We start from the raw sequence: 25,998 nt of genomic DNA, 5'->3' as shown, positions 1-25,998 counted from the left end.
GGAATGACAGTACCCGTCAGTGCTCACTGTCCAGGTGGGCCATCTGGGCCTCCGGGTAGCGGGCGCCGACCGCCGCGCCCGCCGGGACGGCCTGCTCGATCGCGGCCAGGTCGGCGGCGTCGAGCGTGACGTCCAGGGCGCCGAGGGCCTCGGCGAGCCGGTCGCGGCGGCGGGCGCCGACCAGCGGGACGATGTCTGCGCCCTGGGCCAGCACCCAGGCGATGGCGGTCTGGGCGACCGTGACGCCCTTGGCCTCGGCGACCGCGCGCAGCCGGTCCACCAGGTCCAGGTTCCGGTCGAGGTTCTCGCCCTGGAAGCGCGGGCTGAAGCCGCGGAAGTCGCCCGGGGCCAGCTCGCGCTCCCGGGTGAAGTGGCCGCTGATCAGGCCGCGGGAGAGCACTCCGTACGCGGTGACGCCGATGCCCAGCTCGCGGGCGGTCGGCAGGATCTTGTCCTCGATGCCGCGGGAGATCAGCGAGTACTCGATCTGGAGGTCGGCGATCGGGGCGACGGCGGCCGCACGGCGCAGGGTGTCCGCGCCGACCTCGGAGAGGCCGATGTGCTTCACGTGCCCCGCCTCGACCAGCTCGGCGATGGCGCCGACGGTCTCCTCGATCGGCACGTCGGGGTCGACGCGGGCGATCCGGTAGACGTCGATGTGGTCGGTGCCGAGGCGCTGGAGCGAGTACGCCGCGAAGTTCTTCACGGCGGCCGGGCGGCCGTCGTAGCCGGTGAAGCCGCCCTCGACCGTGCGCAGGGCGCCGAACTTCACGCTGGTCAGCGCCTGCTCGCGGGCGGCGGCCGGCGCGGTCCGCAGTGCTTCGTTGATGAGCAGCTCGTTGTGGCCCATGCCGTAGAAGTCGCCCGTGTCGAGCAGGGTGACCCCGGCGTCGAGGGCGGCGTGGATCGTCGCGATCGACTCGGCGCGGTCGGCCTCGCCGTAGAGGGCGGACATGCCCATGCAGCCGAGGCCGAGGGCGGAGACGGTGGGGCCGGTGGTGCCGAGGGGACGGGTGGGGACGGAGGGCTTGTTGTTCGTCGTCATGGAACAACCATGACATGTGCGATGACAGATTTCAATATCTGTCACTCCATCCTTCACTCTTCGAGGTCACCGCACGGTGCGGGGAAGGCGCAGGCTCAGCAGCAGCGTCAGCGCCACCACACCCAGCTGGACCAGGAGCGTCGTCCGCAGCGCCGTCCCCATCTCCGCCGGGGAGGAGGCCAGCGAGAGGAAGAGCGAACCGAGCGTCGCCACGCCCAGCGTCAGCGCCGACTGCTGCGTCGTCACCATCACCCCGCTGCCCACGCCCGCCCGCTCCGACGGCACCTCGGAGAGCACCACCCGGAAGAGCACCGGCAGCTGGAGTCCCTGGCCGAGACCCGCCACCGCCATGCCCGGCACCAGGTCCCCGACCGAAAGACCCTGCCAGTCGCTGCCCACCGACCAGACGACCGCGGCGACGCCGAGACCCTGGAGCACGGCACCCACCGGCACCACCCGGGTGCCCCAGCGCCGTACGAGCCGCGGCCCCGCCAGCGAGGCGCCGAAGAACGCCAGCGCCATCGGCACGAACGCCAGGCCCGAGGCCACCGCGCCCATCTCCAGGCCCTGCTGGAGCGCCACCGCGATCACGAACATGAAGCCGCTGAAGCCCAGCGAGAGCGGCAGCACCACCATCAGCCCGCGCCGCAGCGGGACCAGGGCGAGCAGGCTCGGCGGCACCAGCGGCACCGCGCCCCGGCGGTCCGCCCGCCGCTCCACCCACCAGAACGCCCCCGTCGCGAACGGGAACACCGCCAGCGACACCCAGGTCCACAGCGGCCAGCCCGCCGCCCGGCCCTCCGTCAGCGGCGCGAGCAGGGAGAGCAGCGCGAGCGCCAGGAGCAGCGTGCCCGGCACGTCCACCGGCGCCGGCCGGTCCGAGCGGGTCTCCGGCACGGCACGGAGGGCGAGGGCCAGGCCCGCCACCGCGACCGGCACGTTCACCAGGAACACCGCACGCCAGCCGGAGCCCGCGATGTCCGCGGTCACCAGGACCCCGCCCAGGATCTGACCGGCCGCCATCGAGAGACCGGCGGTCGCCCCGTACAGGCTGAGCGCCCTCGCCCGGCGCGGCCCCTCCGTCGAGGAGTGGATGGTCGCGAGCACCTGCGGCAGCATCAGCGCCGCCGCCGCGCCCTGCGCCACCCGCGCCGCGACCAGCGTCCAGGCGTCCGGGGCGAGTCCGCAGGCCAGCGAGGTCAGTCCGAAGGCGGCCATGCCGGCGAGGAAGAGCCGGCGGCGGCCGAAGAGGTCGCCGAGCCGCCCGCCGAGGACGAGCAGCACCGAGTACGCCAGGCCGTACCCGGCGACGACCAACTCCAGGAGCGCGGGTCCCGCGGCCAGGTCCTCGTCGATGGACGGCAGGGCGACGTTGACGATGAAGAAGTCGATGAGGGGGAGCGCGGCGCCGAGGAGGACGGTGGACAGGCCGAGGGCGCCGAGCGCGGGGGACCGGCCGCCGGTCGGGGCGGCCGTACGGACGGAAGGGGAGGTCGTAGTCACGTGACCGAGCCTCCGCCTCCGCTCAGCCTGGTACCAGAGTGTCTTTATCCTGGTACAAGCACTACCTGGAAACCGGCTGAGCACCCCGGCACGCTGGAGGCATGACCGTCATGGCGATGAGTGGATCCGGACAGGACGTGCGGCGGCACGAGCTCGCCGCCTTCCTGCGCAGCCGGCGCGAGCGCGTCACCCCCGAAGAGGTCGGCCTGCCCCGGGGCCGGCGCCGCCGCACCCCCGGACTGCGCCGCGAGGAGGTCGCGCACCTCTCCGCCGTCGGCGTCACCTGGTACACCTGGCTCGAACAGGCCCGGGACATCCAGGTCTCCCCGCAGGTCCTCGACGCCCTCGCCGGGGCCCTGCTCCTCGACCCGACCGAGCGCAGCCACCTCTTCGCCCTCGCCGGGGCGACGGACCCGCACCCCGAGGCGCCCTGCTCCGTCGTCACGCCCACCCTGCGCCGGCTCCTCGACCAGCTGGAGCCCGTCCCGGCCGCCATCCAGAACAGCCGCTACGACTTCCTGGCCCACAACCGCACCTTCGGGAAGCTCTTCTGCGACCTGGACGCGCTGCCCCGCGAGGACCGCAACAGCCTCTGGCTGGCCTTCACGAACGAGGAGTTCCGGGCCTCGGTCACCGACCTGCCCGAGGTCATGCGCGCGCTCGCCGGGAAGCTCCGCGCCGCCATGGCCGAGCACCTGGCCGAACCCGCCTGGAAGGAGCTCGTACGCCGCCTCGAAGAGGCCTCGCCCGAGTTCCGCGAGCTCTGGGCCCGGCACGAGGTGGTCGCCCCCGGCGGCCGCGTGAAGATGATCCGCAACGCCCGCGTCGGACTGCTCGGCTTCGAGCACACCAACCTCTGGCTCGGCCCGAACGCCGGGACCCACCTCGTCACGTACGTCCCCGTCGACGACGCCACCCAGGCCGGCGTCGCCCGCCTCCTCGACCTGGTGGTCCGGGAGAGCCGAGGTCAGGTCGAGGGGGCCTTGGCCATCGCCTGAGGCCCGCCCTCCGCCGAACCCCGGGGTCCGTCCTCCGCCGAACCCTCCGGCGCCAGGCACCGCGCCGTCCGCTCCGCCGTGCGCCGCGCCCACTGGCCGCTGGTCAGCGCGCCGACCGCCAGGACGGCGACACCGCAGCCCGTGATGATCCAGTAGCCGGGGCGGGCCGCCGCCACGAGCGCGTCCGCGTGCGGCGTCGCGCCGAGCCCCGCCGCCAGGACCGTGCCGATCACCGCGACGCCCAGCGTCTGCCCCACCTGGCGGCTCGTCGAGGCCACCGCCGCCGCCACCCCGGCCTGCGCGCGGGGCATCCCGGAGACGGCGGTGTTCGTGATCGGGGCGTTCACCAGGCCGAAGCCGATGCCGAAGACCACGTACCCGGTGAGGAGCAGCCAGTCGCTCGTCTCGGCCGCGAAGGCCGCGAAGAGCAGCGGCCCGGCCGCCATCGCCGTCCCCGCGAGCAGCAGCGAGGGGCGCGGCCCGCGTGCCCCCGTGAGGCGGCCCGACAGCGGGGCGAAGACGAAGGTCATGCCGGCCATCGGCAGCATCCAGAGCCCGGCGGACAGCGGGGAGAGCCCGCGCACGTCCTGGAGGTAGAGCGTGTTCAGGAAGAGGAAGCCGCCCAGCGACGCGAAGGCGCAGACGGCGATGACGGTGGCCCCGCTGAACGGCGCGCTGCGGAAGAACCGCAGGTCGATGAGGGGCTCGCGGCGCCGGGGCTCGTAGAACAGGAGCCCGGCGAGCGCGACGGCCGCGATCCCGGCGAACAGCGGGTCGGTCTCGATGATCGCGTACGTGAGGGAGCCGAGGAGCACCGTCACCAGGAGCTGCCCGACCGGGTCGGGGCGCCGGGGCCTGGGCGCGCGGGACTCGGGGACGTACCGCAGGGTCAGGAGGAGGGCGGCGAGGGCGACCGGCAGGTTCACCCAGAAGATCGCCCGCCAGTCGACCGACTGGACGAGCGCACCGCCCACCAGCGGTCCCGCGGCCATGGAGACGCCGACGACCCCGCCCCAGACGCCGATGGCACGCGCGCGTTCCGCCGGTTCCGTGAAGGTGTTGGTGATGATCGACATGGCGACCGGGTTGAGCATCGAGCCGCCCACGGCCTGGACGGCCCGGAAGGCGATCAGGGCCTCCAGGTTCGGCGCGAGGGAGCAGAGCAGGGAGCCGAGCGCGAAGACGGCCAGGCCGGTGACGAAGACCTTGCGGCGGCCGATCCGGTCGGCGGTGGAGCCCGCGAGCATCAGCAGGGAGGCGAGGACCAGGGTGTAGGCGTCGATGACCCACTGCATGCCGGCGACGGTGGCGCCGAGATCGCGGCGCATGGCGGGCAGGGCGACGTTGAGCGCGGTGTTGTCCAGGCTGACGATCAGCAGGCTCATGCAGCAGATCGCGAGGACGACGAGGCGGCGACCGCGTGTGAGCTCGGGCATGTGCGGATCGTATGGCTGTCTAAGAAACTCCGCAGTGCGGGACAATGGCCGAATGACCGCGTTCACCCCTCTCGCCATCGGGCCGCACATCGTGCAGCCGCCGGTGGTGCTCGCCCCCATGGCCGGCATCACCAACGCCCCCTTCCGTACCCTCTGCCGTGAGTTCAGCGGCGGCAAGGGGCTGTTCGTGAGCGAGATGATCACGACGCGCGCCCTGGTCGAGCGCAACGAGAAGACGATGCAGCTCATCCGCTTCGACGAGACGGAGAAGCCGCGCTCCATCCAGCTGTACGGGGTGGACCCGGTGACGGTCGGCAAGGCCGTGCGGATGATCGTCGACGAGGACCTGGCCGACCACATCGACCTGAACTTCGGCTGCCCGGTCCCCAAGGTGACGCGCAAGGGCGGCGGCTCGGCCCTGCCCTACAAGCGGCCGCTGCTGCGGGCGATCCTCCACGAGGCCGTGACGAACGCGGGCGATCTGCCGGTCACGATGAAGATGCGCAAGGGCATCGACGACGACCACATCACCTACCTCGACGCCGGCCGGATCGCGGTCGAGGAGGGCGTCACGGCGATCGCCCTGCACGGGCGGACGGCGGCGCAGCACTACGGCGGCACGGCCGACTGGGACGCGATCGCGCGGCTCAAGGAGCACGTGCCGGAGATCCCGGTGCTCGGCAACGGCGACATCTGGTCGGCCGGCGACGCCCTGCGGATGATGCGCGAGACGGGCTGTGACGGCGTCGTCGTGGGCCGGGGCTGCCTGGGCCGCCCGTGGCTCTTCGGGGACCTGGTGGCGGGCTTCGAGGGCACCGGCGCGTACGCGGAGCCCGGGCTCCGGGTGGTCGCCGACACGATGGTGCGGCACGCGCGGCTGCTCGGCGAGTGGCTCGGCGACGAGGCACGCGGTGTCATCGACTTCCGGAAGCATGTCGCCTGGTACCTGAAGGGCTTCTCGGTGGGTTCCGAGATGCGCAAGAAGCTCGCGATCACCTCGTCCCTGGAGGAGCTGCGCGCTCAGTTGAGCGAGCTCGACCTGGACCAGCCGTGGCCGGTGGGTGCGGACGGCCCCCGGGGTCGTACGTCCGGAAACAACCGGGTTGTCCTGCCGGATGGCTGGCTGAAGGACCCATATGACTGCGCCGGAGTGAGCGAGGACGCCGAGCTGGACACGTCCGGCGGCTGAGATTCGGCCCCTTCCGGGGGAGTGATCCTCGCCACCCTTGAGGTGGGTGGTGCTCAGATGAGCATGTTACGGGTGACTGTAGGAACTGAAGGGGTGGCACTGAGTGCCACCCCTTTTGTGTTCAAGAGTTGAACGCAAGTGAGGTGTTTAGGCGCTCAGATGAGCGAATCGGCCCTGATTTGGGCCTGCTGGCCTTCGGGGTCTGAAACCGGAATGTTCGGCTCGGTAACTTTCGAAGTGCTGGCGGATGGGTGGTTAAGACCGGGTGTCCGGCAGGCGTACCTCCCCAGAAGCCTTCGATCTGGGTATGTTCCTCGCCGTCAGGGCAGCCAACCGAGTCGTCGAGGAGTCGAGACCCGTGTCGGGAAACATTGATCAGAAGTTCGTGTACGACTTCACCGAGGGCAACAGGGACCTGAAGGACCTGCTCGGTGGCAAGGGCGCCAACCTCGCCGAGATGACCAACCTCGGCCTGCCGGTGCCTCCGGGCTTCACGATCACCACCGAGGCGTGCAAGGTCTACCTCGAGAGCGGCTCCGAGCCCGTCGAGCTCCGCGACGAGGTGAGCGCGCACCTCGACGCCCTCGAGCAGCAGATGGGCAAGAAGCTCGGCCAGGCCGACGACCCGCTGCTCGTCTCCGTCCGCTCGGGCGCCAAGTTCTCCATGCCGGGCATGATGGACACGGTCCTCAACATCGGCCTCTCCGACGAGTCGGTGACCGGCCTCGCCCGCCAGGCCGACAACGACCGCTTCGCGTGGGACTCGTACCGCCGGCTCATCCAGATGTTCGGCAAGACCGTCCTCGGCGTCGACGGCGAGCTCTTCGAGGAGGCCCTCGACGAGGCCAAGGCCGCGAAGAAGGTCGCCAGCGACACCGACCTCGACGCCGCCGACCTCAAGAAGGTCGTCAAGCACTTCAAGAAGATCGTGAAGGCCCAGACCGGCCGCGACTTCCCGCAGGACCCGCGCGAGCAGATGGACCTCGCCATCGAGGCCGTCTTCAACTCCTGGAACACGGACCGCGCCAAGCTGTACCGCCGCCAGGAGCGCATCCCGGGCGACCTCGGCACCGCCGTCAACGTCTGCTCGATGGTCTTCGGCAACCTCGGCCCCGACTCCGGCACCGGCGTCGCCTTCACCCGCGACCCCGCCTCCGGCCACCAGGGCGTCTACGGCGACTACCTGCAGAACGCGCAGGGCGAGGACGTCGTCGCCGGCATCCGCAACACCGTGCCGCTGGCCGACCTCGAGTCGATCGACAAGAAGTCGTACGACCAGCTCATGCACATCATGGAGACGCTTGAGACCCACTACAAGGATCTCTGCGACATCGAGTTCACCATCGAGCGCGGCCAGCTCTGGATGCTCCAGACCCGTGTCGGCAAGCGCACCGCCGGTGCGGCCTTCCGCATCGCCACCCAGCTCGTGGACCAGGGCCTGATCGACGAGGCCGAGGCGCTGCAGCGCGTCAACGGCGCCCAGCTCGCCCAGCTGATGTTCCCGAAATTCGACGAGAACGCGAAGGTCGAGCAGGTCGGCCGCGGCATCGCCGCCTCCCCGGGTGCCGCCGTCGGCAAGGCCGTCTTCGACTCGTACACGGCCGTCAAGTGGTCCCGCTCCGGCGAGAAGGTCATCCTGATCCGCCGCGAGACCAACCCGGACGACCTGGACGGCATGATCGCCGCCGAGGGCATCCTCACCTCCCGCGGCGGCAAGACCTCGCACGCCGCCGTCGTCGCCCGCGGCATGGGCAAGACCTGTGTCTGCGGCGCCGAGGAGCTGGAGGTCGACACCAAGCGCCGCCGGATGACCACGCCGGACGGCCAGGTCGTCGAGGAGGGCGACGTCGTCTCCATCGACGGCTCCACCGGCAAGGTCTACCTCGGTGAGGTACCCGTCGTGCCGTCCCCGGTCGTCGAGTACTTCGAGGGCCGCATGCACGCCGGCGCCGACGACGCCGACGAGCTGGTCCAGGCCGTCCACCGGATCATGGCCTACGCCGACCGCGTCCGCCGCCTGCGTGTCCGCGCCAACGCCGACAACGCCGAGGACGCCTCCCGCGCCCGCCGCTTCGGCGCCCAGGGCATCGGCCTGTGCCGCACCGAGCACATGTTCCTCGGCGAGCGCCGCCAGTACGTCGAGCGGCTCATCCTCGCCGACACGGACGCCGAGCGCGAGGAGTCGCTGAAGGCGCTGCTCCCGCTGCAGAAGCAGGACTTCATCGAGCTCTTCGAGGCCATGGACGGGCTGCCCGTCACGGTCCGCCTGCTCGACCCGCCGCTGCACGAGTTCCTGCCCGACATCACCGAGCTGTCGGTGCGCGTCGCCCTCGCCGAGTCCCGCAAGGAGCCGCACGAGAACGACCTGCGCCTGCTCCAGGCCGTGCACCGCCTGCACGAGCAGAACCCGATGCTGGGTCTGCGCGGCGTCCGCCTCGGCCTGGTCATCCCCGGCCTGTTCACCATGCAGGTCCGGGCGATCGCGGAGGCCGCGGCCCACCGCATCGACGCCAAGGGCGACCCGCGCGCCGAGATCATGATCCCGCTCGTCGGCACCGTCCAGGAGCTGGAGATCGTCCGCGAGGAGGCCGAGCAGGTCATCGCCGAGGTTCGGGCGCAGACCGGCGTCGAGCTGAAGCTCGCGCTCGGCACCATGATCGAGCTGCCGCGCGCCGCCGTGACCGCCGGTCAGATCGCCGAGGCCGCGGAGTTCTTCTCCTTCGGCACCAACGACCTGACGCAGACGGTCTGGGGCTTCTCCCGCGACGACGTGGAGGCCTCGTTCTTCACGGCGTACCTGGAGAAGGGCATCTTCGGCGTCAGCCCCTTCGAGACCATCGACAAGGACGGCGTCGGCGCCCTGGTCCGCAGCGCCGTCCAGGCCGGCCGCGCCACCCGCCCCGACATCAAGCTCGGTGTCTGCGGCGAGCACGGCGGCGACCCGGAGTCGGTGCACTTCTTCCACGAGGTCGGCCTCGACTACGTCTCCTGCTCGCCCTTCCGGATCCCGGTGGCGCGCCTGGAGGCCGGCCGTGCCGCCTCCGGCGCGAAGGGCAGCGACAGCCGCTGAGTCCACCGGGGCCGCCGTCGGTCACGTCCTGACCCTCACCGACGGGCGGCGGCTCCGGATTCACAGAAAAACAGACGGGACGGACACCTTTTGTGCGGAGGTGTCCGTCCTGTTTGTTTGGTTGCTTGTCGAGCTGGTGTGAGTCAATGTTCAATTGCGGCGGATTGAATTATTCGGCATTGAACATCCTGGATTGAGCGTCCCGGATTCCTCAGCGCAAAGAACGGGGCGGGCGCGACCCCCGGATCCCCACCCGGAGGCCGCGCCCTTTACCGATGCCGGACAGGTGAGCCACAACCTCGCCGACCGCCGCCGGACGGGCAAAGCCCCCCACGGTCTTCACCACGTCACCTCGGTCCTGAAGGTTTCCTGTCCGACCCGTACAGCTTTTCGGTTCCCCCCTGATTGCCGCGATGCCTTTCAACTGTGGCTGAAACACCCTGGTAACGTGCAGTGATGCTGTGCATACTCGTCGTCGGGGGTGGTTGCGAGTGCACAGGTGGGGACGTTCATGCTGCGGATTCATTTCACCGGGAACGATTTGGCGGGGGTGCGGACGGCCGCCCGGCCGGATGTTCTGTGGGAAACGATTCTGAGCTTTCACCGTTTAAGAGACCGGCGCGGCTCCGTCGTGTACGGAGAATGGCGCTCCGACGCGAGGCTCCGGCTCGGCGGTGAGACCCGGCTCCTCGCCGCGCTCGTTCCCAGTCGCGGCTATTTTCCCGACTTCCTGACGCCCGCCGAAGGCGTCCACGGCCTCGACGAGGGCATCCAGGCGATCCGGGCCACCGAACCGGACCGGCTGCTCGGCGAACTCTCGCTGCTCGCCGCCGACCGCTCCGGCGCCCGGACCGTGCCGCACTCGCTGCGCGCCCTCGCCGACGGCGGCGCCGAGCCCTTCGACCGGCTCGTCGGGGCCCTGCGCAGCTACCACCGCGCCGCCGTCGAACCGTACTGGCCGCACATCCGGGCCCGCGTCGAGGCCGACCGGGCCCGCCGCGGCCGGGCGCTCCTGGACGGCGGCGCCGAGGAGCTGCTCGCCTCGCTGCCGCCGATGCTGCGCTGGCGCGCGCCCGTCCTGGAGGCGGACTACCCGGTCGACCGGGACGTCCACCTGGACGGGCGTGGACTACTGCTCCAGCCCTCGTTCTTCTGCCGGGGCACCCCGGTCGTGCTGCGCGATCCCGCGCTGCCGCCGGTCCTCGTCTACCCCGTCACGCACGGCGAGGCGCCGACCGTCCGTGCGCCGGGCGGCTCCTCGCTGGCCAAGCTCGTCGGCCAGACCCGCTCGGCCGTCCTGCACGCCATCGGGGACGGCGGCACGACCAGCGAGCTGGCCCGCAGGGCCGGGGTGTCGCTCGCCTCGGCCAGCCAGCACGCGGGCGTGCTCCGCGAGGCCGGGCTCATCGCGACCCTCCGCCACGGCAACGCGGTCCTGCACACGCTGACACCCCTGGGCGCCGCCCTGCTCGGTGGCGCCGGCCGGCCGGTGGACCTGCGGTGCTACACGACGAGCTACGCGCGTAGGGGGCCGGTGGCGTCGTAAGTGCGGCCGGGTGGGCCGGGGCTCCGGTGCCGGGTGCCGGAGCCGGAGCCGGTGCCGGAGCTGGAGCTGGTGACGGCACCGGTGACGGTGCCCGTGCCGGTGCCCGTGCCGGGGACCTTCGGCACTTGGGGGAGGGAGGCGCGGCGGGGACACTGGGGGCATGCGCGAGAACCCCGACATCCGCGACCGGCGCGACCTCGACGTGCTGCTGCGCCGCTTCTACGGCGCCGCCTTCGCCGATCCGCTGATCGGGCCCTTCTTCACCGAGGTCGCCGGGACCGACCTGGAGGTCCACCTGCCGCACATCGCCGACTTCTGGGAGCGCGCCCTCTTCCGTACGGCCGACTACGGGCGCGATCCCTTCGCCCCGCACGCGGCCGTGCACACCGCCCGGCCGCTCACCGCCGCCCACTTCGGCCGCTGGGTGCAGCTCTGGCGCGCGAGCGTCGACGGGCTCCACGCCGGGCCCCGGGCCGAGCGGGCCAAGGCGCAGGGCGAGCGGGTCGCCCTCGCCCTGCTGAAGCGGCTGGGCGGCGGATCGGCGGAGGGCACGGGCGGCGGGTTCGTCCCGCTGGCGGCTCTCGAACTGCGCTCGGTCGCCTGAGCGAAAAGACTCTTCGGGACAGCGATGAGTTCCGAGGGGCGGGCACGTCTACCCCTCGACAGCACCGCACGACGGAAGAGAGAGCGCCATGGCCCCGCAGATGATCTTCGTGAACCTGCCCGTCAAGGACGTGAACGCCAGCAAGGCCTTCTTCGAGAAGCTCGGTTTCTCCTCGAACCCGCAGTTCAGCGACGAGACCACCGCCTGTGTGGTCATCAGCGACACGATCTTCGCGATGCTGCTCGAAGAGCCCAAGTTCCAGTCCTTCATGGCCCCCGGCAAGGAGGTCTCCGACGCGACCAAGACCACCGAGGTCCTCGTCACCCTGAGCGCCGAGAGCCGCGAGAAGGTCGACCAGCTGGCCGACCGCGCCCTGGCCGCGGGCGGCAGCCCGGCGAAGGACCCGCTGGAGATGGGCTCCATGTACGGCCGTTCCTTCACCGACCTGGACGGCCACCACTGGGAGGTCTTCTGGATGGACCCGGCGGCCGTCGCGGGCTGAGTCGAAAAGGCCGGGTCAGGCCGAGACGCCGCCGTCGATCACCAGGTCCGTGCCGACGGCGGAGCCCGCGTCGTCCGACGCGAGGTACAGCACCGCCGCCGCCACCTCGGCGGCGGACGAGATGCGGCCGAGCGGCGACTCCGCCTTCATCCGGACCTCCCGCTCGGCCTCCGTCTCGCCGGGCCGCAGCGACATCGTGGACTCCGAGGCGCCGGGGCTGACCGCGTTGATCCGGACCCCGTCGCCGATGTGGTCCAGGGCCGCGGCCCTGGTGAGCGCCGAGACGGCCGCCTTGGAGACCTGGTAGCCGAAGAGCCCGGGGATCCGGACGTGCGGGCCCAGGTTGGACGCGATGTTCACGATGGCCCCGCCGCCGTGCGCCCGCATGTGGGCGACCTCGGCCTGGAGGGCGTGCAGCACCCCCGTGACGTTGATGTCGAGCAGCGTCTGCCAGTCCTCCAGGGGGAGGTCGGCGGCGCTGTGGCCGCCGCCCCGGAAGACCCCCGCGTTGTTCACGGCGACGTCCAGGCCGCCGTACAGCTCGACCGCGCGCCGGACCAGCTCCCGGGTGGACCCGGCGCTCGACACGTCGGCGGTGACCGCGGCGGCGGTGCCCCCGGCGGCCTCGATCAGGGCGACCGTCCCGTCGAGGGACTCCGCCGTACGGCCGGCGACGACGACCTTCGCGCCCTCGGCGGCGAAGGCGAGCGCGATGGCCCGGCCGAGACCGGAGCCGGCACCGGTGACGAGGACGGTGCGGTCGGTGAAGCGTGCGGACATGAGAGCTCCTTGACGAGTGTTGAACTTGACCGTACGTTCCAGAATGAACCCCGAAGAAAGGGCGCCCCCCGTGGGCGCCCGTTCCTCGCTCTTCTCAGTCGAGCAGTGCCAGTGCCTGCTCCGCCGCGTCCCTGACCCGGCCCGGTTCGCCCGACACCTTGCCGACCACCCGGACCCCCTGGAGCAGGACGAGCAGCATCCGGGCCAGGGCCCGCGGGTCCCGGTCGGCCGGGAGCTCGCCCCCGGCCCGCGCCCGGACGAGCGCCCCGTGCAGGAGCGTCTCGATCTGCTCCCAGCTGAGCTCCACCCGCCGGGCGACCACCGCGTCGTGCGGCCCCAGCTCCGCCGCCGAGTTGGTGACGAAGCAGCCGTTCAGGCGGGTCTCCTCCGCAGCCGCCTGGGCGGCGAAGCGGCGGACGAGGGCCCGCACGGCCGGCAGGGCCGGGCCCGGCGCGGACAGCTCCTCGACGATCTGCGGGTCGCGGGTCTCCAGGTAGCGGTCCATCGCCCTCAGGTACAGCTCGTGCTTGTTGCCGAAGGTCGCGTAGATGCTGGCGCGGCCGATGCCGAGGTGCTCCACGAGGTCCGACATCGTCGTCGCCTCGTAGCCGCGCGCCCAGAACAGTTCGAGCGCTGCCTGGAGCGCGGCCTCGGGATCGAATTCCTTGGTCCTGGCCACGGGATGACCGTACGACTATCTGGAACGACCGGTCAAGTCACTTCAGGCGCACGGGATACACCGCCACCGTCACCTCGTCGTCGTCCAGGCACCGGCCCGTCTCCAGGTCGAAGCGCTGCTTCAGGAGCGGCGAGGCCACGAACGCCCGCCCGCCCGCCGAGCCGACGAGTCCTCGGGACAGCACCTGCGCCCCGGTGAACGGATCGCGGTTGTCGATCGCGTACGTCCGCCCCGACCGGTCCCGGAAGAGCGCCGCCTGCCGGCCGTCCGGAAGGAGTGCCGCCACGCCCCGGCCCGGGGTCAGCCGGGCCTCCTCGCAGACCGCCATCCAGGAGTCGGGGGAGACCGACAGTTCGAGAGTCGTCGTGGTCATCGGGAGGTGGCCCCTTCCAGCGTTCCGATCGTGAGAATCGTGAGGTCCGGCTTGATCTGGTCGCGCTCCGGCACGAACCGGACCGACGGGTCCGGCGCCCCCGGCGCGTTCACGAAGGAGACGAAGCGCCGCAGCCGTTCCGGGTCGTCCAGGGTCTCGGCCCACTCGTCCCGGTAGTCGGCGACGTGCGCGGCCATGAGCGCCTCCAGCTCCTCGCAGAGCCCGAGCGAGTCGTGCACCACCACGTCCCTGAGGTGGTCGAGTCCGCCCTCCAGGCGCTCCAGCCAGGTCGACGTCCGCTCCAGGCGATCCGCCGTCCGGATGTAGAACATCAGGAACCGGTCGATGAGGCGCACCAGTTCGGCGTCCGAGAGGTCCTGGGCGAGCAGGTCCGCGTGGCGCGGGGTCGCGCCGCCGTTCCCGCCGACGTACAGGTTCCAGCCGTTGGCCGTCGCGATGATCCCGAAGTCCTTCGACTGCGCCTCCGCGCACTCGCGGGCGCAGCCGGAGACCGCCGACTTCAGCTTGTGCGGGGCGCGCAGGCCCCGGTAGCGCAGCTCCAGCTGGATCGCCGTCTTCACCGAGTCCTGGACGCCGTAGCGGCACCAGGTCTGCCCGACGCAGGACTTCACCGTGCGCAGCGCCTTGCCGTACGCGTGCCCCGACTCGAAGCCCGCGTCGACCAGCCTGGTCCAGATCGAGGGCAGCTGGTCCACCCGGGCGCCGAAGAGGTCGATCCGCTGGCCGCCGGTGATCTTCGTGTAGAGCCCGAAGTCGCGGGCCACCTCGCCGATCACGATCAGCTTGTCCGGGGTGATCTCGCCGCCGGGGATGCGCGGCACCACCGAATAGGAGCCGTTGCGCTGCATGTTGGCGAGGAAGTGGTCGTTGGTGTCCTGGAGGGAGCCCTGCTCGCCGTCCAGGATGTAACCGTTGTTGAGGCTGGCAAGGATGGATCCGACGGTCGGCTTGCAGACCTCGCAGCCCTCGCCGCCCCGCGCCTCCTCACGGCCGTGCGAGTCGAGCAGCGCGGCGAAGGAGGTCAGCCGCAGGGCGCGGGCGATCTCGTACAGCTCGCTGCGGGTGTACGAGAAGCAGCCGCAGAGTCCCTTGTCCGTGGCGGCCGGCAGCAGCTTCTCGATCACCTTCACGCAACTGCCGCAGCCCGTACCGGCCTTGGTGCACTTCTTCACCTCGGGCAGGCTCGTGCACTGGCCGATCGCGTGCTTGGTGACGTTGTGGCAGGAGCAGATGACGGCGTCGTCCGGCAGCGCGGACGGGCCGAGGGCGACCGGGGAGCCCGCGCCCGCCGGGAGCACCAGCTGCTCGGGGGAGACCGGCGGCACGGTGCCGGTGAGCGGGCGGAGCAGCCCGTACTGCTCGGCGTCGCCGACCAGGACGCCGCCGAGCAGCACCCCGTCGGCGGAGACCACCAGCTTCTTGTAGACGCCCGAGCGGGAGTCGGAGTACACGACGTCGAGGCAGTCCTCGGCCGTCCCGTGCGCGTCGCCGAACGAGGCCACGTCCACGCCGAGCAGCTTCAGCTTGGTCGACAGGTCGGCGCCGGTGAAGCCGTCCCCGGCCTCCTCGTCGGCGATCACCGCAGCCGCGGTCTGCGCCATCTCGTAGCCCGGCGCGACCAGGCCGTACACCCGGCCGTCCGAGGCCAGAGCGCACTCGCCGATCGCGAAGACCGCGGGGTCGGAGGTCCGGCACAGCTCGTCCACGGCGATGCCGCCGCGCTCGCCGACGTCCAGGCCGCAGTCGCGGGCCAGCTGGTCCCGGGGCCGGACGCCCGCCGAGAACACCACCATGTCCGTGGCCAGTTCGGAACCGTCCGACAGCTTCATGCCCGTCACGGCGCCGTCCGCCGTCACGACCTCCTGCGTGCCCGTCCCCGTGTGGACGGTCAGACCCATCCTCTCGATCGTCCGGAGCAGGGCCGTGCCGCCGCCCTCGTCGACCTGCACCGGCATCAGCCGCGGCGCGAACTCCACGACGTGCGTGTCGAGCCCGAGGCCCTTCAGGGCGCCCGCCGCCTCCAGGCCGAGCAGACCGCCGCCGACGACCGCGCCGGTCTTCGCCGTCTTCGCGTACTCCTCGATCGCGAGCAGGTCCTCGATCGTCCGGTAGACGAAGCAGCCCTTGGCGTCCTTGCCGGGGACCGGAGGCACGAAGGGGTACGAGCCGGTGGCCAGGACCAGCGTGTCGTACGCGAAGACCCGTCCGGAGCGGGCGGTGACGGTCCGGGCGGCCCGGTCGATCGTCTCGGCCGGGTCGTCGGTGTACAGCTCGATGCCGTGCTTCTCCATGAAGCCGGCCTCGACCATCGACAGGTCGTCCGGGGTCTTCCCCGAGAAGTACGAGGTCAGCTGCACGCGGTCGTAGGCCGGGCGCGGCTCCTCGCAGAGGACCACGATCCTGGCCCGCTCGGTGACGCCACGGTCGGCGAGCGCCTCCAGGAAGCGCTGGCCGACCATTCCGTGGCCGACCAGGACGAGGGTGGGAGTGGTCATGAGGAGCCTCCGTCGTGGGTGAGCAGGTGGAGCAGGGGGGCCTCGTCGGGCAGGGCCTCGTCGCCCTCCCAGGCCCGTGCGAGCGCGCCGACCGCGGCCAGGTCGCCGAGGAGTACGCCCCCGACGAGCCGGTCTCCGCGGACGACGACCTTCCGGTACGCGCTCCGGGTGGCGTCGGCGAGCTGCACGACGTCGTCACCGGGGCGCGCGGTGACCTCGCCGAACGCGGCGAGATCGAGGGGTTTAGGGCCGCCGAGGGTGAGGCGGGTGAGGGCGCGGGTGCCGGTGTAGCTGGCGGTCTCCGCGAGCAGGACGTCCGCCAGGACGTCCGCCTGTTCCAGTGCCGGCCCCGCCAGGCCGTACACCCGCCCCGCGTGTTCCGCGCAGTCGCCGATCGCGTGGATGGACGGGTCCGAGGTGCGGAGGGAGTCGTCGACGACGATGCCCGTCGCGACGTCCAGGCCCGCCTCCCTCGCCAGGGCGACCCGGGGCCTGACCCCGCACGCGAGGACGACGACCTGGGCGTCGAGGACGAAGCCGTCGGCGAGCTCGACCGCCGTGACGGCTCCGTCCCGCTGCCGCAGGCCGCTGACCCGGCACTCGGTGTGCACCTCGACCCCGAGGGCCTCGACGTGCTCCCGGAGCAGCGCCGAGGCGTGCTCGTCGAGCTGGCGTTCCATCAGGCGTTCGCCCTGCTGGGTGAGGACCACGTCCGCGCCGCGCTCGGCGAGGGCCCGCGCGGCGGAGACGCCGAGGAGCCCGCCGCCGATGACCACGGCCCGCACCCCGGGCCGTACCAGCGCGCGGAGCGACAGGCAGTCGTCGAGGGTGCGGAAGGGGTGGACGCCGGCCGGGAGCTCCGCCCCGCGCAGCCCCCGCAGCGGCGGGAGGACCGGGTTGGAGCCGGTGGCGAGGACGAGCCGGTCGTACGGGACGAGCGTGCCGTCCGCGCACATGACCGTCCGCGCCGCCCGGTCGATGCGCACCGCCCGCGCCCCGAGCCGTACCGGCTCGCGGGTCCCGGGCAGGGCGATCACCTCGGGGGCGTACCGTCCGGCGAGGACGTCGGCGAGCAGCACCCTGTTGTACGGGGCGTGCGGTTCCTCGCCGAGGAGGGTGACGGGCAGGCGCTGGGCGAGCCGGGCGCCCGCCGTTCCGCCCCCGACCACCACGATCCGTGTACTCATACCGGAAGGGTGCGGGGCCGGTGTTACCCGTCGGGATCCCGACTGTTTCCCGTACGGAACGCTGATCTCCGCCCGGCACGGGGCGCGCTGTGAGGCCCGGCTCGGGGCGCCGCGGGCGCCACAAGCTCAGAACCAGCTCAATGATCAGGAGATCGTTGGACGGGGCAACGACCCCGTCCCTAGGCTCACGGCCATGCCCGACATCTCACTGACCACCCTTGTCCTGCTCTGTCTCGCCGCGCTCGTGGCGGGCTGGATCGACGCCGTGGTGGGAGGTGGCGGGCTGCTCCAGCTGCCCGCCCTGCTGCTCGGTCTCCCGCACGTCCCGGCCGCGCACATCCTCGGCACCAACAAGGCCGTCTCGATCGTGGGCACCACCGGGGCCGCCGTCACCTACCTCCGCAAGGCGCCCGTGCCGGTCTGGACGGCGGTACGGGTCGGGCTCGCGGCGCTCCTCGGCTCCATGGCCGGCGCCTTCTTCGCGGCGGGGATCAGCAGCGAGGTGCTGCGCCCGGTGATCATGGTGGTGCTGCTCGCCGTCGCGGCCTTCGTGATGCTGCGGCCCTCCTTCGGCGTGCGGCCCGAGGGGGAGGAGCGGGCGCCGCTGACCCGGGCGCGGATCGTGACCGCGATCGTGGTCGTCGGCGGCGGGATCGGCTTCTACGACGGCCTGTTCGGGCCGGGCACCGGCACCTTCCTGGTCCTCGCGCTGACCGCCGTGCTCCACCTGGACCTGGTGACCGCCTCCGCCACCGCGAAGATCGTGAACGTCTGCACCAACGCGGGCGCGCTCGCGATGTTCGCGTACCAGGGCAGCGTGTACTGGCAGCTCGCGGCCGTCATGGCCGTCTTCAACCTCGCCGGCGGGATGATCGGGGCCCGGATGGCGCTGAGCAAGGGCGCCGAGTTCGTCCGCGGGGTGCTGCTCGTCGTGGTGCTCTCGCTGGTCGCGAAGCTGGCCTTCGACCAGTGGGCGTGAGGCCCCGCTACTTCGCCTTCGCTTCGGACTTCGCCACCGGCTTCACCCCGATGAGGTGGCCGAAGGCGACCACGTTCCCCTGGTAGCCGTTCTTCTTCGAGAAGCCGCCGCCGCAGGTGATCACCCGGATCTCGGCCCGGTCGGCCTCGTCGTACACCTTCCGGTCCGGGAAGTTCTTGTTGTCGTACACCTCGATCGCGTCGACCGTGAAGACGGCGGTCCGCCCGTCCGCCCGGTCCACCTCGATCCGGTGGCCCTTCCTGAGCGCGCCGAGCGTGTAGAAGACGGCGGGCCCGTCGGCGTTGTCGACGTGCCCCGCCACGATCGCGGTGCCCTTGGCGCCGGGCGTGGTGCCGTCCCCGTACCAGCCGGCCATGTTCCGGTCCGAGGCCGGCGGCACGTCGAGCGCGCCGTTCTCCGCGAGGCCGAGCCGCATCATCGGGGCGTCCACGTCGGTCTCGGGGATGCGCAGCCGGACCGGCGCCGAGGGCGGCAGCGGGTCGGCGGCGGCGTCGGTGTGCACGCTCGGCCCGGCGGCGAAGGCCTGCGCGGCCGACGGAACGGGCGGGGTGACGATCGCCGAGCCGTTGTGGACGAGCCAGAGTCCGACGCAGGCGGCCGCGGCTATGCCCCAGCCCTTGGTCCTGTTGCTCACCTGGGTTCCCTCGATCGCTCGGTGCGTGTGGCCCCGGGGTGTGGCCCTGAGGTGTGGCCCCGGGGTGTGGCCCTGCCCCCGCCGGGCCGTGTTCGGGCGCGCGGCGGGGGCAGGACAGGCGGTGGTCTCAGTGGCTCCGCGCGCCGCTCGCCCGGCGCCGCAGGAGCCAGACACCGCCGACGGCAGCCGCGGCCAGCACCGCCGCGCCCGCCGTGACCTGGGCGGTGTCGGGGCCGACGCTGCCCCCGACACCGGTCTGGACGTGCCCGCTCGGACCCCGGTGCTTGACCGTCAGCTCACCCCGGGCGGTCTTGCCGTTGTCGCAGGCCACGCTGATCCCGTAGGAGCCGGCCCTGACGTGCTCCGGCACCTCGAACTGTCCGACCACGACCTCCTTGTGCGTGCTCGGGTTCAGCTGGAACTCGCCCGCGCCGAGCGAGTTCGCGTCCCCGACGCCGTGCCCGTGCTTGCCGCAGGCGAGCGTGTTCACGGTGACGGTCTCGCCCGGGGACGCGGACGACGGAAAGATCTCCAGCGACTCGTGGCTGCCGCTGTTCGCGTACGAGCTCTCGCTGTTCGAGTTCCAGTCTTCGTTGCCGGCGTACGCCGCGGGGGCGGCGAACGCCCCGATCGCGGCGACCGTCAGCGCGGTACCGGTGAACAGGCGGGCGGTGGTGCGCATGGGGGTCCTCCGGGGCGCGCGAGCGGTCATGCCGACTGGTCCTGCCGGGAGGGACATCCCGGAGCCGGACCTTCTAAGACCGAGATAAGAGCCACGCCGCGCACCCCGCCTCCTGATGGGGCATCAGGATTGCTCCGTCCGATACGGAGTGTCACCTGGATTCCGGGCGTTTGCGCAGGTCAGGAGGGTGTACGGACCGTCATCTGACGGCCCGTGCCGAACGGGTGAGCGCCCGGAGGCGCCCCCGGGCACCCCCGGCCCCGAGGGGCGCCCGGGACCGGGGCTATCCGATCCCGGTCAGCCCGCCGATCGCGTCCACGGCCCACTGCTGCGCCCCCGCCGCCGTGCCGGCCGCGAACCCCATCGCGACCGGGGTGAGCGCGCCCCGCAGGGCGGCGAGCGCGCGGCGCACCCTGCCCGCCTCGACGGGCTCGGGACCGGTGATCTCCGCCAGGACGTCCTGGGCCGCCTGCTGGGTGTCCAGGCGGTCCGGCTCGGCGAGGCCCGCCTGGGGGAGGTCCCGGAGGAGTGCGTTCACCCGCTCGGCGAGCGCCTCGTACCCCGGCGCGACCACGCCGTTGCTCTGCTGGTTCTGCGTGACGGTCTCGTTCTTCCAGGCGAACTGGGCGTTCGAGACGGGGCCGCAGTTGAAGACCGGCCCATCGCCCTGCGGGGTGTTCTGCTCGTCGCTCATCGGGAGGACTCCTCTCCTTCGTTCCGCTGGTGTTGGGTGACGTGGTCGTTGTTCCAGGCGAACTGGCCGCCGTGGACGCCCCCGTGGATCACCGGACCGATCTGGTTGATGACGGTCGGGGGCTGGTCGGCCGTGCCGGCGGCCTTGCGGACGACGGGCAGCGACGTGCGCAGGGAGACGAGCTCGACGCGGCCGTTGTGCACCACCGCCTTGCCCTGTGTGCCGTTCACGGAGCAGTCCGCGAAGCGCCCGCTGGTCCCCTCGTCGAAGACCGCCCCGGCGACGGCGCAGTCGGTGAACTCGCTCTGCGCGACGTCCAGGTAGGTGGAGTCCTTGCCGGAGATCCCGACTCCCTCGGAGCCGGTGACGGAGAGGTTCCTGGCGAAGAGCCTTCCGTTCCCGATCCCTCCGACCCCGCCGCTGGTCACCGCGCTGACGGTGCAGTCGTACACGAACAGCTGAGCGTCCTCGGCCACACCGAAGCCGACCGTGCCACGCTCCGCCGTCACGTGTCTGAGCGTGACCCTGGACTGGCCGGCCGCGGTCACCGCGGGCAGGGTGAAGTCGCGGAACGCCGTGTCGGTGAGGTCGGCCGTCGTGCCGCCGTCGCCCCGGGTGTCCAGGCCGGTCTGGCACCGGTCCACCCGGACACCCTCGAACAAGCCCGCGGAGCCGTCCAGGACCCGCAGCGCGGAGCTCGTCAAGTCCTCGATCAGGACGCGTGTGAAGCGTCCCCTGGCCCCGTCGGTGACGGCGATGCCGACGTTCCCTCCCGAGACGCGGCAGTCATACACCTCGGGCGCTCCGCCCGTCGTCGAGAACACCGCGACGTTGCGCGCATCGCGCACCTCGCAGTCCTCGAACCGGCCCAGGCCCTGGGCCTGGACGTTGATGCCGGTGTCACGGCACGCGGCGAACACGCTGCCGCGCACCACAGGACCGGCGCCGCTCTTCGTCACGATCCCGTGCAGGGCGTCGCTGACCCGCGTGCGGTCCACGGAGCCCCGGGACTGCTCGATGAACGCGATCCCCTCCGCGTGGACGGCGTCGATCACGCACTCCGCCAGGGCGAGCTCCGCCCTGGCGTCCGCCATGAAGGCCGCGGCCCCCGTGCCGGTCACCTCGCAGCCGGTGACCTCGGCGCGCGCACCGCTGACGCGCAGGCCGTGGATGCGGCTGCCTTCGATCCGGTTGTCCCGGAGGGTCACGCGGGCGCCTTCGAGCACCGCGATCGCGTTGTCGGCGGCGTCCGTGAACCGGCACCGTTCGACCAGACCGGCCGCACCCGTGAAGACCGTGCGGCCGTGCAGGACCACGCTCTCGCGCAGGGTGACGGAGGTGCGCGGGCGCGCGTGCACGGCGACCGCGCCCGGCGCCCGGATCTCCGTGTGCTCAAGGGTCAGCGTCCCCGCGTGGCAGCCGACGACGTCGGCGTCCCGGCCCTCCAGGGTGAGGCCCTGGACGTGGACCTGTCCGTACGCGTCCAGGACCGCGCCCCGGGCCCGGCCGACCACGACGGAGCCCGGGCCCTCGGCCGCGACCAGCCGCACCTCGCCCTGGACGGTGAGCGCCTCCTCGTACCGCCCGGGCGCGATCTCGATCAGTGCCGCCCGGCCCCGTGCGGCCGCCGCGCGGAGCGCCGACGTGATGTCGGGGTGGGCCCGGCGGCCCCCGCGCGGCGAGACGACGTATCTCGCGACCATCCCGTTGCCCCCCGGTTCCGCTCGGTCTAGAGCCTGTCCGATTCCACGGAGTCGTATGCCGAGTACACCCGCCCCATCAGCTCCTCGTCCACCGCGAACGTCACCTCGTCGATCGCCGTCACGGGCGCGATCGTCCGGGAGTTGGTCACGAACGCGGCCCGGAAGCCCGGCAGGTCGGCCAGCGTGACCGGGCGCCGCACCGAGTCGAGGCGCGGCTCCAGGAGCGCCATGGTGATGCCGGCGAGACAGGGCGCGGACGGCCAGATCACCGAAGTGCCGTCCCAGAAGGCGATGTTGGTGACGGCACCTTCGGCGATCTCGCCGTACGGGGAGGTCAGCAGGGCCTCGTCGTAGCCCGCCTGCCGGGCCGCCTCGCCGTGGTAGCGCTGGCCGAAGCCGCCCAGGTGCTTGATGTGCGGCGCGGGCCGCCAGTAGTCGACGGTGGTCAGGCGCTGCGGGGCACCGGGGCCGTCCGGGGCCGGATCGGCGACGGTCACGACGGTGCGGACGCCCGGGTAGACGTACACCCGGACCGAGGCGTCCCGCCGCCCGGCGTTCGCGAGGGCCCCGGCGACGAGCTCGCGGACCCGCTTGCCGTCGAGCTCCTCGCCGAAGAGCTCGCGGGTCGAGCGGTCGAGACGGTCGAGGTGCAGGCCGAGGCCCTTCGTGCGCCCGTCCCGTACCTGCAGCGCCGTGAAGTGGCCGTATCCGGTCAGGAGGGCGGCGAGGAGCCCCGGGTCGGTCGCGGGGGTTCCGTCGATCTCGGTGTGCGGGGTCGGTGTCGTCATGCCCTCACCGTACGGCGCCCGCACGGCACTTGACCCTGACGGGGCTCCGGCGATACGGGCCGGCCGCCCTCGCTTCGGTCGGGACGGAGCTTCGTCGAGGCGGTCACGGGGAGCTGCTCGCCGCCGGCGGCGCCTACGCCCGGCTGCACGCGGCGCAGTCCGCCCGTACGGTGGAGACGTGATCGTCACCGTCCGCACCACCACCGACGCGCGCGGCAAGGCCGACGCCCTGGCGCGCAGTGCCGTCGAGGCCCGGCTCGCCGCCTGTGCGCAGATCTCGGGGCCCGTCACCTCCGTCTATCACTGGCACGGGGCGATCGAGAGCGCCGAGGAGTGGCAGGTCGAGTTCAAGACCACCGAGGCCCGCTACCAGGCCCTGGAGGCGCACCTCCTCGCCTCCCACGACTACGAGACGCCCGAGATCCTCGCCACCCGGACGGCCCGCGTCAGCGAGGGGTACGCCCGCTGGGTCGAGGAGGAGACCGCGGGCGCCGCGGAGGTCGAGGCCCCGGCGGGCGACGAGCGGCCGTTCTTCGTGTACGGGACGCTGCGCCCCGGCGCGTACAACCACGACCGGTTCCTGGCCGGCCGGATCGGCACCGAGGCGGACGCCGTGCTGCACGGCGCGGTCCTGCACGACGGGCCCGGCTATCCGTACGTCGTCCCGGCCGCCGACGGCACGGTGGTCGGCACGCTCCTGACGCCCTCGCCCGGTGACTACAGCGATCTGTTCGGACTGCTCGACCGCCTGGAGCTGCCCGTCGGCTACGAGCGGGTGGCGATGGACGTCGTCCGGGTACGGGACGGGGCGCGGGTGTCCGCCTGGGTGTTCCTGGCGGCCCCGGACGCGCCCCTGGGCGAGGTCATCGAGAGCGGCGACTGGTTCATGCGCCCGTAGGGAGCGTCTCGGGGAGCGTTTCGAGCCGTACCGCGCACACCTTGAACTCGGGCATCCGCGAGACCGGGTCGAGCGCCGGGTTCACCAGCGTGTTCGCCCGCCCCTCCCCGTACCAGTGGAAGGGCATGAAGACGGTGTCCGGCCGGATCGACGCCGTGATCCGCGCCGGGGCGACGGCCCGCCCGCGCCGCGACACCACCGCGAGCTCCTCGCCCTCGGCGACCCCGAGCCGCTCGGCGAGCCGCGGGTGGAGCTCCACGAACGGGCCGGGCGCCGCCGCGTTCAGCTCGTCGACCCGCCGGGTCTGCGCCCCCGACTGGTACTGGGACACGACCCGCCCGGTGGTCAGGACGACCGGGTACTCGGCGTCCGTCTCCTCGGCCGCGGCCCGGTGCACCACCGGCACGAACCGGGCCCGCCCGTCCGCCGTCGCGAACCGGTCGAGGAAGAGCCGCGGGGTGCCCGCGTGGTCCTCGTCCGGACACGGCCAGAACACGCCCGTCTCCTCCTCGATCCGGCGGTAGCTGATGCCCGCGTAGTCGGCGGGCCCGCCCGCCGAGGCGCGGCGCAGCTCCTCGAAGACCTCCTCCGGGTCGGCCGGGAAGCCCTTCTCCCAGCCGAGCAGCCCGGCCAGCGCGTGCAGCACCTCCAGATCGCTGCGCACGCCCGGCGGCGGGGTGAGGGCGCGGCGGCGCAGCAGCACCCTGCCCTCCATATTCGTCATGGTCCCGGTCTCCTCCGCCCACTGGGTCACGGGCAGGACGACATCGGCGAGCGCGGCGGTCTCGGAGAGCACGACGTCGGCGACGGCGAGGAAGTCGAGCGACCGAAGGCGTCCCTCGACGTGCGCGGCGCGCGGGGCGGAGACCACCGGGTTGGAGCCCATGAGGAGGAGGGCCCTGACGTCCTGGCCGAGCGCGTCGAGCAGTTCGTACGCACTCCGCCCGGGCCCCGGCAGCGACTCGGGCGCCACGCCCCACACCCCGGCGACGTGGTTCCGGGCGGCGGGGTCGTCGAGCTTGCGGTAGCCGGGCAGCTGGTCGGCCTTCTGGCCGTGCTCGCGGCCGCCCTGGCCGTTGCCCTGGCCGGTGAGGCAGCCGTAGCCGCTCAGCGGCCGGCCCGCCCTGCCGGTGGCGAGGCACAGGTTGATCCAGGCGCCGACGGTGTCGGTGCCCTTGGACTGCTGCTCGGGCCCGCGCGCGGTCAGCACCATGGAGCTTTCGGCGTCGCAGAACAGCGCGACGGTCTCCCGCAGTTGCGGCACGGACACGCCGGTGATCCGCTCGACCTGCTCGGGCCAGTGGGACATGGCCCCGGCGCGGGCGCCCTCCCAGCCGTCGGTGCGCGCTGCCACGAACTCGTCGTCCACGCGTCCTTCGGCCACGACCAGGTGCAGCAGGCCGAGGGCGAGCGCGAGGTCGGTGCCGGGGCGCGGCGCGAGGTGCAGATCGGCCTGCTCGGCGGTGCGGGTGCGGCGCGGGTCGACGACGATCAGCTTCCCGCCGTTCTCCTTCAGCTCCGTGAGGTAGCGCAGGGCGGGCGGCATCGTCTCGGCGAGGTTGGAGCCGACGAGGATCACGCAGCCGGTCTTCGGGATGTCCTCCAGCGGGAAGGGGAGTCCCCGGTCGAGGCCGAAGGCCCGCTGGTGGGCGGCCGCGGCGGAGGACATGCAGAAGCGGCCGTTGTAGTCGATCTGCGAGGTGCCGAGCACGAGCCGGGCGAACTTGCCCAGCGTGTACGCCTTCTCGTTGGTGAGGCCGCCGCCGCCGAAGACCCCCACGGCATCGGGACCGTGGTCGGCGCGGGTCCGGCGCAGCCCGTCGGCGACGGCGGCGAGTGCCTCCTCCCAGGACGCGGGCTCCAGGGCCCCCGTGTCAGGGCTTCGGACGAGGGGCCCGGTGAGCCGGACCCGGGAGGAGAGTACGGAGGGGGCGGTACGGCCCTTGCCGCACAGTGCGCCCCGGTTGACGGGGAAGTCGGTCCGCTCGACCACCTCGGCGGGCAGCTCCGGGGCGCCGGTGGGGCGGAGCGACATGCCGCACTGCAGGGCGCAGTAGGGGCAGTGGGTGGGGACGGTGGCGGCGTCGGACATGCGGCAAGCATGGGTCGGACGTGTTACGCGGGGCGGCGCGGAGTATTACGGGCGGGGTGCGAGGCCCTCCGCCGGGCGG

23 protein-coding genes are annotated in these 25,998 nt (G+C 72.5%); 9 read left to right on the top strand and 14 right to left on the bottom strand.

Annotation, left to right across the window (positions count from 1 at the left end):
- Positions 1 to 16 precede the first annotated feature (16 nt).
- Together ACZ7HT_RS01530 and ACZ7HT_RS01525 are read right to left on the bottom strand one after the other, a co-directional pair.
- Complete coding sequence (locus ACZ7HT_RS01530) at positions 17 to 1,045, bottom strand: aldo/keto reductase (protein ID WP_471158579.1); 1,029 nt, start codon at positions 1,043 to 1,045, stop codon at positions 17 to 19.
- 66 nt (positions 1,046 to 1,111) lie between these two features.
- Positions 1,112 to 2,548, bottom strand: coding sequence for an MFS transporter (locus tag ACZ7HT_RS01525; RefSeq protein WP_471158577.1), 1,437 nt, complete (start codon positions 2,546 to 2,548; stop codon positions 1,112 to 1,114).
- A 101-nt stretch (positions 2,549 to 2,649) separates the two neighbouring features.
- Here ACZ7HT_RS01525 and ACZ7HT_RS01520 point away from each other — a divergent pair, with 101 nt between their 5' ends.
- Positions 2,650 to 3,546, top strand: a complete 897-nt coding sequence (locus tag ACZ7HT_RS01520; protein ID WP_471158575.1) for an MmyB family transcriptional regulator — start codon at positions 2,650 to 2,652, stop codon at positions 3,544 to 3,546.
- Here ACZ7HT_RS01520 and ACZ7HT_RS01515 read toward each other — a convergent pair.
- Entirely contained in the window at positions 3,516 to 4,982 is a 1,467-nt protein-coding gene (locus ACZ7HT_RS01515; RefSeq protein WP_471158573.1) for an MFS transporter, read from the bottom strand. The two genes, ACZ7HT_RS01520 and ACZ7HT_RS01515, sit on opposite strands and share 31 nt — an antisense overlap.
- Before the next feature lie 52 nt (positions 4,983 to 5,034).
- Here ACZ7HT_RS01515 and dusB point away from each other — a divergent pair, with 52 nt between their 5' ends.
- From dusB to ACZ7HT_RS01490, 5 genes are all read left to right on the top strand, one after another.
- Positions 5,035 to 6,171, top strand: a complete 1,137-nt coding sequence (dusB, locus tag ACZ7HT_RS01510; RefSeq protein ID WP_471158571.1) for a tRNA dihydrouridine synthase DusB — start codon at positions 5,035 to 5,037, stop codon at positions 6,169 to 6,171.
- Positions 6,172 to 6,529: 358 nt separating this feature from the next.
- Positions 6,530 to 9,241, top strand: a complete 2,712-nt coding sequence (ppdK, locus tag ACZ7HT_RS01505; protein WP_471158569.1) for a pyruvate, phosphate dikinase — start codon at positions 6,530 to 6,532, stop codon at positions 9,239 to 9,241.
- Between the two features lie 511 nt (positions 9,242 to 9,752).
- On the top strand, positions 9,753 to 10,787 hold the full coding sequence (locus ACZ7HT_RS01500) for an ArsR/SmtB family transcription factor (RefSeq protein ID WP_471158567.1): 1,035 nt from the start codon (positions 9,753 to 9,755) through the stop codon (positions 10,785 to 10,787).
- A gap of 160 nt (positions 10,788 to 10,947) precedes the next feature.
- Positions 10,948 to 11,391 (top strand): group III truncated hemoglobin, encoded by a 444-nt coding sequence (locus ACZ7HT_RS01495; protein ID WP_471158565.1) that lies wholly within the window; start codon positions 10,948 to 10,950, stop codon positions 11,389 to 11,391.
- Positions 11,392 to 11,479: 88 nt separating this feature from the next.
- Positions 11,480 to 11,893, top strand: a complete 414-nt coding sequence (locus ACZ7HT_RS01490; protein WP_471158563.1) for a VOC family protein — start codon at positions 11,480 to 11,482, stop codon at positions 11,891 to 11,893.
- Between the two features lie 15 nt (positions 11,894 to 11,908).
- Here the strand turns inward: ACZ7HT_RS01490 and ACZ7HT_RS01485 are convergent, their stop codons facing one another.
- The 5 genes from ACZ7HT_RS01485 to ACZ7HT_RS01465 all read right to left on the bottom strand — a co-directional run bounded on the left by ACZ7HT_RS01485 (position 11,909) and on the right by ACZ7HT_RS01465 (position 17,428).
- A complete protein-coding gene (locus ACZ7HT_RS01485; RefSeq protein ID WP_471158561.1) occupies positions 11,909 to 12,673 on the bottom strand; it encodes an SDR family NAD(P)-dependent oxidoreductase in 765 nt (254 codons plus the stop codon).
- 94 nt (positions 12,674 to 12,767) lie between these two features.
- Positions 12,768 to 13,352, bottom strand: a complete 585-nt coding sequence (locus ACZ7HT_RS01480) for a TetR/AcrR family transcriptional regulator (protein WP_471158559.1) — start codon at positions 13,350 to 13,352, stop codon at positions 12,768 to 12,770.
- A 37-nt stretch (positions 13,353 to 13,389) separates the two neighbouring features.
- Complete coding sequence (gene nirD / locus ACZ7HT_RS01475) at positions 13,390 to 13,725, bottom strand: nitrite reductase small subunit NirD (RefSeq protein WP_471158557.1); 336 nt, start codon at positions 13,723 to 13,725, stop codon at positions 13,390 to 13,392.
- On the bottom strand, positions 13,722 to 16,241 hold the full coding sequence (gene nirB / locus ACZ7HT_RS01470; RefSeq protein WP_471158555.1) for a nitrite reductase large subunit NirB: 2,520 nt from the start codon (positions 16,239 to 16,241) through the stop codon (positions 13,722 to 13,724). The genes nirD and nirB overlap by 4 nt, the downstream gene beginning before the upstream one ends.
- Positions 16,238 to 17,428 carry an NAD(P)/FAD-dependent oxidoreductase gene (locus ACZ7HT_RS01465; RefSeq protein ID WP_471158553.1) on the bottom strand — a complete coding sequence of 397 codons (1,191 nt, stop codon included), beginning with the start codon at positions 17,426 to 17,428 and terminating at the stop codon, positions 16,238 to 16,240. Before ACZ7HT_RS01465 ends, nirB begins: the two co-directional genes overlap by 4 nt.
- 193 nt (positions 17,429 to 17,621) lie before the next feature.
- Between ACZ7HT_RS01465 and ACZ7HT_RS01460 the strand changes: the two genes are divergently transcribed.
- On the top strand, positions 17,622 to 18,407 hold the full coding sequence (locus ACZ7HT_RS01460; RefSeq protein WP_471158551.1) for a sulfite exporter TauE/SafE family protein: 786 nt from the start codon (positions 17,622 to 17,624) through the stop codon (positions 18,405 to 18,407).
- A 7-nt stretch (positions 18,408 to 18,414) separates the two neighbouring features.
- On the opposite strand, the gene ACZ7HT_RS01455 is transcribed toward ACZ7HT_RS01460, so the two are convergent.
- From ACZ7HT_RS01455 to ACZ7HT_RS01435, 5 genes are all read right to left on the bottom strand, one after another.
- On the bottom strand, positions 18,415 to 19,062 hold the full coding sequence (locus ACZ7HT_RS01455) for a class F sortase (RefSeq protein WP_471158549.1): 648 nt from the start codon (positions 19,060 to 19,062) through the stop codon (positions 18,415 to 18,417).
- A gap of 127 nt (positions 19,063 to 19,189) precedes the next feature.
- Positions 19,190 to 19,744, bottom strand: coding sequence for a hypothetical protein (locus tag ACZ7HT_RS01450; protein ID WP_471158547.1), 555 nt, complete (start codon positions 19,742 to 19,744; stop codon positions 19,190 to 19,192).
- 283 nt (positions 19,745 to 20,027) lie between these two features.
- Positions 20,028 to 20,438: a hypothetical protein gene (locus tag ACZ7HT_RS01445; protein ID WP_471158545.1), complete on the bottom strand. Its 411-nt coding sequence runs from the start codon at positions 20,436 to 20,438 to the stop codon at positions 20,028 to 20,030.
- Positions 20,435 to 22,141 carry a right-handed parallel beta-helix repeat-containing protein gene (locus ACZ7HT_RS01440; RefSeq protein WP_471158543.1) on the bottom strand — a complete coding sequence of 569 codons (1,707 nt, stop codon included), beginning with the start codon at positions 22,139 to 22,141 and terminating at the stop codon, positions 20,435 to 20,437. The genes ACZ7HT_RS01445 and ACZ7HT_RS01440 overlap by 4 nt, the downstream gene beginning before the upstream one ends.
- A 26-nt stretch (positions 22,142 to 22,167) precedes the next feature.
- Complete coding sequence (locus ACZ7HT_RS01435) at positions 22,168 to 22,929, bottom strand: aminotransferase class IV (RefSeq protein ID WP_471158541.1); 762 nt, start codon at positions 22,927 to 22,929, stop codon at positions 22,168 to 22,170.
- A 29-nt stretch (positions 22,930 to 22,958) separates the two neighbouring features.
- Here ACZ7HT_RS01435 and ACZ7HT_RS01430 point away from each other — a divergent pair, with 29 nt between their 5' ends.
- Together ACZ7HT_RS01430 and cutA are read left to right on the top strand one after the other, a co-directional pair.
- Positions 22,959 to 23,111 (top strand): hypothetical protein, encoded by a 153-nt coding sequence (locus ACZ7HT_RS01430; RefSeq protein ID WP_471158539.1) that lies wholly within the window; start codon positions 22,959 to 22,961, stop codon positions 23,109 to 23,111.
- Positions 23,108 to 23,827 carry a divalent cation tolerance protein CutA gene (cutA, locus tag ACZ7HT_RS01425; RefSeq protein WP_471158537.1) on the top strand — a complete coding sequence of 240 codons (720 nt, stop codon included), beginning with the start codon at positions 23,108 to 23,110 and terminating at the stop codon, positions 23,825 to 23,827. The genes ACZ7HT_RS01430 and cutA overlap by 4 nt, the downstream gene beginning before the upstream one ends.
- Here the strand turns inward: cutA and ACZ7HT_RS01420 are convergent.
- Entirely contained in the window at positions 23,814 to 25,919 is a 2,106-nt protein-coding gene (locus ACZ7HT_RS01420) for a molybdopterin oxidoreductase family protein (protein ID WP_471158535.1), read from the bottom strand. The genes cutA and ACZ7HT_RS01420 overlap by 14 nt on opposite strands.
- Between the last annotated feature and the right edge of the window lie 79 nt (positions 25,920 to 25,998).

The organism is Streptomyces sp. NPDC037410, assembly GCF_055602235.1.
The sequence above is the reverse complement of the archived record's forward strand: the minus strand, read 5'-3'. Positions and strand labels throughout refer to the sequence as shown.

What these genes read in the sequence shown, in the direction of transcription:
- ACZ7HT_RS01530 (WP_471158579.1), bottom strand. Translation starts at nt 1,045, where the DNA reads ATGACGACGAACAACAAGCCCTCCGTCCCCACCCGTCCCCTCGGCACC.
- ACZ7HT_RS01520 (WP_471158575.1), top strand. Translation starts at nt 2,650, where the DNA reads ATGACCGTCATGGCGATGAGTGGATCCGGACAGGACGTGCGGCGGCAC.
- ACZ7HT_RS01515 (WP_471158573.1), bottom strand. Translation starts at nt 4,982, where the DNA reads ATGCCCGAGCTCACACGCGGTCGCCGCCTCGTCGTCCTCGCGATCTGC.
- dusB (WP_471158571.1), top strand. Translation starts at nt 5,035, where the DNA reads ATGACCGCGTTCACCCCTCTCGCCATCGGGCCGCACATCGTGCAGCCG.
- ACZ7HT_RS01500 (WP_471158567.1), top strand. Translation starts at nt 9,753, where the DNA reads ATGCTGCGGATTCATTTCACCGGGAACGATTTGGCGGGGGTGCGGACG.
- ACZ7HT_RS01495 (WP_471158565.1), top strand. Translation starts at nt 10,948, where the DNA reads ATGCGCGAGAACCCCGACATCCGCGACCGGCGCGACCTCGACGTGCTG.
- ACZ7HT_RS01490 (WP_471158563.1), top strand. Translation starts at nt 11,480, where the DNA reads ATGGCCCCGCAGATGATCTTCGTGAACCTGCCCGTCAAGGACGTGAAC.
- ACZ7HT_RS01485 (WP_471158561.1), bottom strand. Translation starts at nt 12,673, where the DNA reads ATGTCCGCACGCTTCACCGACCGCACCGTCCTCGTCACCGGTGCCGGC.
- nirD (WP_471158557.1), bottom strand. Translation starts at nt 13,725, where the DNA reads ATGACCACGACGACTCTCGAACTGTCGGTCTCCCCCGACTCCTGGATG.
- nirB (WP_471158555.1), bottom strand. Translation starts at nt 16,241, where the DNA reads ATGACCACTCCCACCCTCGTCCTGGTCGGCCACGGAATGGTCGGCCAG.
- ACZ7HT_RS01465 (WP_471158553.1), bottom strand. Translation starts at nt 17,428, where the DNA reads ATGAGTACACGGATCGTGGTGGTCGGGGGCGGAACGGCGGGCGCCCGG.
- ACZ7HT_RS01460 (WP_471158551.1), top strand. Translation starts at nt 17,622, where the DNA reads ATGCCCGACATCTCACTGACCACCCTTGTCCTGCTCTGTCTCGCCGCG.
- ACZ7HT_RS01450 (WP_471158547.1), bottom strand. Translation starts at nt 19,744, where the DNA reads ATGCGCACCACCGCCCGCCTGTTCACCGGTACCGCGCTGACGGTCGCC.
- ACZ7HT_RS01445 (WP_471158545.1), bottom strand. Translation starts at nt 20,438, where the DNA reads ATGAGCGACGAGCAGAACACCCCGCAGGGCGATGGGCCGGTCTTCAAC.
- ACZ7HT_RS01440 (WP_471158543.1), bottom strand. Translation starts at nt 22,141, where the DNA reads ATGGTCGCGAGATACGTCGTCTCGCCGCGCGGGGGCCGCCGGGCCCAC.
- ACZ7HT_RS01435 (WP_471158541.1), bottom strand. Translation starts at nt 22,929, where the DNA reads ATGACGACACCGACCCCGCACACCGAGATCGACGGAACCCCCGCGACC.
- ACZ7HT_RS01420 (WP_471158535.1), bottom strand. Translation starts at nt 25,919, where the DNA reads ATGTCCGACGCCGCCACCGTCCCCACCCACTGCCCCTACTGCGCCCTG.